The 5,480-nt window shown below is 53.6% G+C and carries 2 tRNA genes, 3 rRNA genes and 1 pseudogene; all 6 read left to right on the top strand.

The annotated features are described in order from the left end of the window. A pseudogene (locus BLQ58_RS29365) lies at positions 1 to 273 on the top strand (hypothetical protein); the annotation flags it as partial. Continuing rightward, positions 267 to 1,798: ribosomal RNA gene (locus BLQ58_RS28605) — 16S ribosomal RNA — on the top strand. The pseudogene BLQ58_RS29365 and the gene BLQ58_RS28605, both read left to right, overlap by 7 nt. Before the next feature lie 63 nt (positions 1,799 to 1,861). Continuing rightward, a tRNA-Ile gene (locus tag BLQ58_RS28610) sits at positions 1,862 to 1,938 on the top strand. A gap of 12 nt (positions 1,939 to 1,950) precedes the next feature. Further along, a tRNA-Ala gene (locus BLQ58_RS28615) sits at positions 1,951 to 2,026 on the top strand. A gap of 312 nt (positions 2,027 to 2,338) precedes the next feature. Then, positions 2,339 to 5,219, top strand: a 23S ribosomal RNA gene (locus BLQ58_RS28620). A 122-nt stretch (positions 5,220 to 5,341) separates the two neighbouring features. After that, positions 5,342 to 5,455, top strand: a 5S ribosomal RNA gene (rrf, locus tag BLQ58_RS28625). The 16S, 23S and 5S rRNA genes sit together here with 2 tRNA genes alongside, the layout of an rRNA operon. Positions 5,456 to 5,480: the final 25 nt, after the last annotated feature.

Consider the following 5,480-nt stretch of genomic DNA (forward strand, 5'->3'; position numbering starts at 1 on the left):
ATAATCTCGTTTCTCCGCTGCAACGAAAGACGCAGCGACAGCGAACGGCAAAGCCGGTTGCTGGGGTTCTTTAACAAACAAACAACCGATAAGTGTGGGCGCTTGATGGCGAACGCCACGGGGCTTTGGCTTCGTGATGCTTCAAAAGTTATCAGTGCTCGCACAGTAAAACATGTTGGTTTGCGTCGCGAGACGCGAGCCAGTCAGTTTTCTGAGAGTGAGCGACCGCTCGAAAGAGCGAGGTGCTTCGGCACCACACAGAGATTGAACTGAAGAGTTTGATCCTGGCTCAGATTGAACGCTGGCGGCATGCCTTACACATGCAAGTCGAACGGCAGCGCGGACTTCGGTCTGGCGGCGAGTGGCGAACGGGTGAGTAATACATCGGAACGTACCCTGTTGTGGGGGATAACTAGTCGAAAGATTAGCTAATACCGCATACGACCTGAGGGTGAAAGCGGGGGACCGTAAGGCCTCGCGCAGCAGGAGCGGCCGATGTCTGATTAGCTAGTTGGTGGGGTAAAGGCCTACCAAGGCGACGATCAGTAGCTGGTCTGAGAGGACGATCAGCCACACTGGGACTGAGACACGGCCCAGACTCCTACGGGAGGCAGCAGTGGGGAATTTTGGACAATGGGGGCAACCCTGATCCAGCAATGCCGCGTGTGTGAAGAAGGCCTTCGGGTTGTAAAGCACTTTTGTCCGGAAAGAAAACGCTCTGGTTAATACCTGGGGCGGATGACGGTACCGGAAGAATAAGCACCGGCTAACTACGTGCCAGCAGCCGCGGTAATACGTAGGGTGCGAGCGTTAATCGGAATTACTGGGCGTAAAGCGTGCGCAGGCGGTTTTGTAAGACAGGCGTGAAATCCCCGAGCTCAACTTGGGAATTGCGCTTGTGACTGCAAGGCTAGAGTATGTCAGAGGGGGGTAGAATTCCACGTGTAGCAGTGAAATGCGTAGAGATGTGGAGGAATACCGATGGCGAAGGCAGCCCCCTGGGACGTCACTGACGCTCATGCACGAAAGCGTGGGGAGCAAACAGGATTAGATACCCTGGTAGTCCACGCCCTAAACGATGTCAACTAGTTGTTGGGGATTCATTTCTTCAGTAACGTAGCTAACGCGTGAAGTTGACCGCCTGGGGAGTACGGTCGCAAGATTAAAACTCAAAGGAATTGACGGGGACCCGCACAAGCGGTGGATGATGTGGATTAATTCGATGCAACGCGAAAAACCTTACCTACCCTTGACATGCCACTAACGAAGCAGAGATGCATCAGGTGCCCGAAAGGGAAAGTGGACACAGGTGCTGCATGGCTGTCGTCAGCTCGTGTCGTGAGATGTTGGGTTAAGTCCCGCAACGAGCGCAACCCTTATCTTTAGTTGCTACGCAAGGGCACTCTAGAGAGACTGCCGGTGACAAACCGGAGGAAGGTGGGGATGACGTCAAGTCCTCATGGCCCTTATGGGTAGGGCTTCACACGTCATACAATGGTGCGTACAGAGGGTTGCCAACCCGCGAGGGGGAGCTAATCCCAGAAAACGCATCGTAGTCCGGATCGTAGTCTGCAACTCGACTACGTGAAGCTGGAATCGCTAGTAATCGCGGATCAGCATGCCGCGGTGAATACGTTCCCGGGTCTTGTACACACCGCCCGTCACACCATGGGAGTGGGTTTTGCCAGAAGTAGTTAGCCTAACCGCAAGGAGGGCGATTACCACGGCAGGGTTCATGACTGGGGTGAAGTCGTAACAAGGTAGCCGTATCGGAAGGTGCGGCTGGATCACCTCCTTTCCAGAGGCTTGTGTTCACAAGTCAAGCGTTCACACTTATCGGTTTGTTTGCTGTTACAGCCAAGGGTCTGTAGCTCAGGTGGTTAGAGCACCGTCTTGATAAGGCGGGGGTCGTAGGTTCAAGTCCTACCAGACCCACCAAGTTATCTGTGCGGGGGATTAGCTCAGCTGGGAGAGCACCTGCTTTGCAAGCAGGGGGTCGTCGGTTCGATCCCGTCATCCTCCACCACTTACCTGGATCGAAGATCGGGGTAACGAGACGACCTGGTTGGTAGTCAAATGAAAGCACTCGGTGCTGAGTGCTTTCATTTGGCATTGCCAAGCGACGATGAGTCGGCTGTTCTTTAACAATATGGGATGTAGTAAAGGTGTCGCGAAGCGTTGATGAGACGCTGGAGTACAAACGCGATACCGGGTTGTGATTGTATCAACCAAAATGTATTTAAGTGATCGAAAGATGACTTGGAATACGGCACAAACGCGAGAACTCAGACCTGTAGCCAGCGTGGATAGCGGAAAGCGTTAGACACACTCGTTATAGGGTCAAGCGAACAAGTGCATGTGGTGGATGCCTTGGCGATCACAGGCGATGAAGGACGCGGTAGCCTGCGAAAAGCTTCGGGGAGCTGGCAAACAAGCTTTGATCCGGAGATGTCCGAATGGGGAAACCCGGCCCGAATGGGTCATCCCTTGCTGAATACATAGGCAAGGGAAGCGAACGCGGCGAACTGAAACATCTAAGTAGCTGCAGGAACAGAAATCAACCGAGATTCCCAGAGTAGTGGCGAACGAAATGGGAAGAGCCTTGCACTCTTTAGCAGAACTGTTAGCAAAACGGGATGGAAAGCCCGGCCATAGCAGGTGATAGCCCTGTATGCGAAAACAGATTTGTGGAACTAGGTGTGCGACAAGTAGGGCGGGACACGTGAAATCCTGTCTGAAGATGGGGGGACCATCCTCCAAGGCTAAATACTCGTGATCGACCGATAGTGAACCAGTACCGTGAGGGAAAGGCGAAAAGAACCCCGGGAGGGGAGTGAAATAGATCCTGAAACCGCATGCATACAAACAGTCGGAGCCTGGCAACGGGTGACGGCGTACCTTTTGTATAATGGGTCAGCGACTTACATTCAGTGGCAAGCTTAACCGATTAGGGAAGGCGTAGCGAAAGCGAGTCCGAACAGGGCGTTGAGTCGCTGGGTGTAGACCCGAAACCAGATGATCTATCCATGGCCAGGTTGAAGGTGCGGTAACACGTACTGGAGGACCGAACCCACTAACGTTGAAAAGTTAGGGGATGAGCTGTGGATAGGGGTGAAAGGCTAAACAAATCTGGAAATAGCTGGTTCTCTCCGAAAACTATTTAGGTAGTGCCTCGTGTCTCACCTTCGGGGGTAGAGCACTGTCATGGTTGGGGGGTCTATTGCTGATTACCCCGCCATAGCAAACTCCGAATACCGAAGAGTGCAATCACGGGAGACAGACATCGGGTGCTAACGTCCGGTGTCAAGAGGGAAACAACCCAGACCGCCAGCTAAGGTCCCCAAATATAGCTAAGTGGGAAACGAAGTGGGAAGGCTAAAACAGTCAGGAGGTTGGCTTAGAAGCAGCCACCCTTTAAAGAAAGCGTAATAGCTCACTGATCGAGTCGTCCTGCGCGGAAGATGTAACGGGGCTAAGCTATATACCGAAGCTGCGGACGCACAGCAATGTGCGTGGTAGGAGAGCGTTCTGTAAGCCTGTGAAGGTGTCTTGTAAAGGATGCTGGAGGTATCAGAAGTGCGAATGCTGACATGAGTAGCGATAAAGGGGGTGAAAGGCCCCCTCGCCGTAAGCCCAAGGTTTCCTACGCAACGTTCATCGGCGTAGGGTGAGTCGGCCCCTAAGGCGAGGCAGAGATGCGTAGCTGATGGGAAGCAGGTTAATATTCCTGCACCGTCGTATGATGCGATGGGGGGACGGATCGCGGAAGGTTGTCCGGGTGTTGGAAGTCCCGGTCCCTGCATTGGAGAAGGCGCTTAGGCAAATCCGGGCGCGGGATTCAAGGATGTGGGGCGAGCGGCTTTATGCTGCGAAGCAATCGGAAGTGGTTCCAAGAAAAGCCTCTAAGCTTCAGTCATACGAGACCGTACCGCAAACCGACACAGGTGGGCGAGATGAGTATTCTAAGGCGCTTGAGAGAACTCGGGAGAAGGAACTCGGCAAATTGGTACCGTAACTTCGGGATAAGGTACGCCCTGGTAGCTTGACTGGCCTGCGCCAGAAGGGTGAAGGGGTTGCAATAAAATGGTGGCTGCGACTGTTTAATAAAAACACAGCACTCTGCAAACACGAAAGTGGACGTATAGGGTGTGACGCCTGCCCGGTGCCGGAAGATTAAATGATGGGGTGCAAGCTCTTGATTGAAGTCCCGGTAAACGGCGGCCGTAACTATAACGGTCCTAAGGTAGCGAAATTCCTTGTCGGGTAAGTTCCGACCTGCACGAATGGCGTAACGATGGCCACACTGTCTCCTCCCGAGACTCAGCGAAGTTGAAGTGTTTGTGATGATGCAATCTCCCCGCGGCTAGACGGAAAGACCCCATGAACCTTTACTGTAGCTTTGCATTGGACTTTGAACCGATCTGTGTAGGATAGGTGGGAGGCTTTGAAGCGTGGACGCCAGTTCACGTGGAGCCGTCCTTGAAATACCACCCTGGTTTGTTTGAGGTTCTAACCTTGGCCCGTGAATCCGGGTCGGGGACAGTGCATGGTAGGCAGTTTGACTGGGGCGGTCTCCTCCCAAAGTGTAACGGAGGAGTTCGAAGGTACGCTTGGTACGGTCGGACATCGTACCTAAAGTGCAATGGCAAAAGCGTGCTTAACTGCGAGACCGACAAGTCGAGCAGGTGCGAAAGCAGGACATAGTGATCCGGTGGTTCTGAATGGAAGGGCCATCGCTCAACGGATAAAAGGTACTCTGGGGATAACAGGCTGATACCGCCCAAGAGTTCATATCGACGGCGGTGTTTGGCACCTCGATGTCGGCTCATCTCATCCTGGGGCTGTAGCCGGTCCCAAGGGTATGGCTGTTCGCCATTTAAAGAGGTACGTGAGCTGGGTTTAAAACGTCGTGAGACAGTTTGGTCCCTATCTGCCGTGGGCGTTGGAATCTTGACGGGGGCTGCTCCTAGTACGAGAGGACCGGAGTGGACGTACCGCTGGTGTACCTGTTGTCTCGCCAGAGGCATCGCAGGGTAGCTATGTACGGAAGAGATAACCGCTGAAAGCATCTAAGCGGGAAACTCGCCTGAAGATGAGGATTCCCTGGAGGCTTGACCTCCTTGAAGGGTCGTTCGAGACCAGGACGTTGATAGGCTGGGTGTGGAAGCGCAGTAATGCGTTAAGCTAACCAGTACTAATTGCCCGTAAGGCTTGATCCTATAACCAGTGTGTTTGACCTGGTGGGACGTGAGTCCGCGTGTGCCACATGGCATACAACACAACCTCTTTACTACACCCCGATTCGCTGCGCTGATGCATGTCAGCGCGGCAACCCGTCATGCCTGGTGACCATAGCAAGTTGGAACCACCCCTTCCCATCCCGAACAGGACCGTGAAACGACTTTGCGCCGATGATAGTGCGGACTACCCGTGTGAAAGTAGGTCATCGCCAGGCTCTTATACCCAGAACCCCCAAGCCC

The sequence above is a fragment of the Ralstonia sp. 25mfcol4.1 genome (assembly GCF_900104095.1).
Classification (GTDB): domain Bacteria; phylum Pseudomonadota; class Gammaproteobacteria; order Burkholderiales; family Burkholderiaceae; genus Cupriavidus.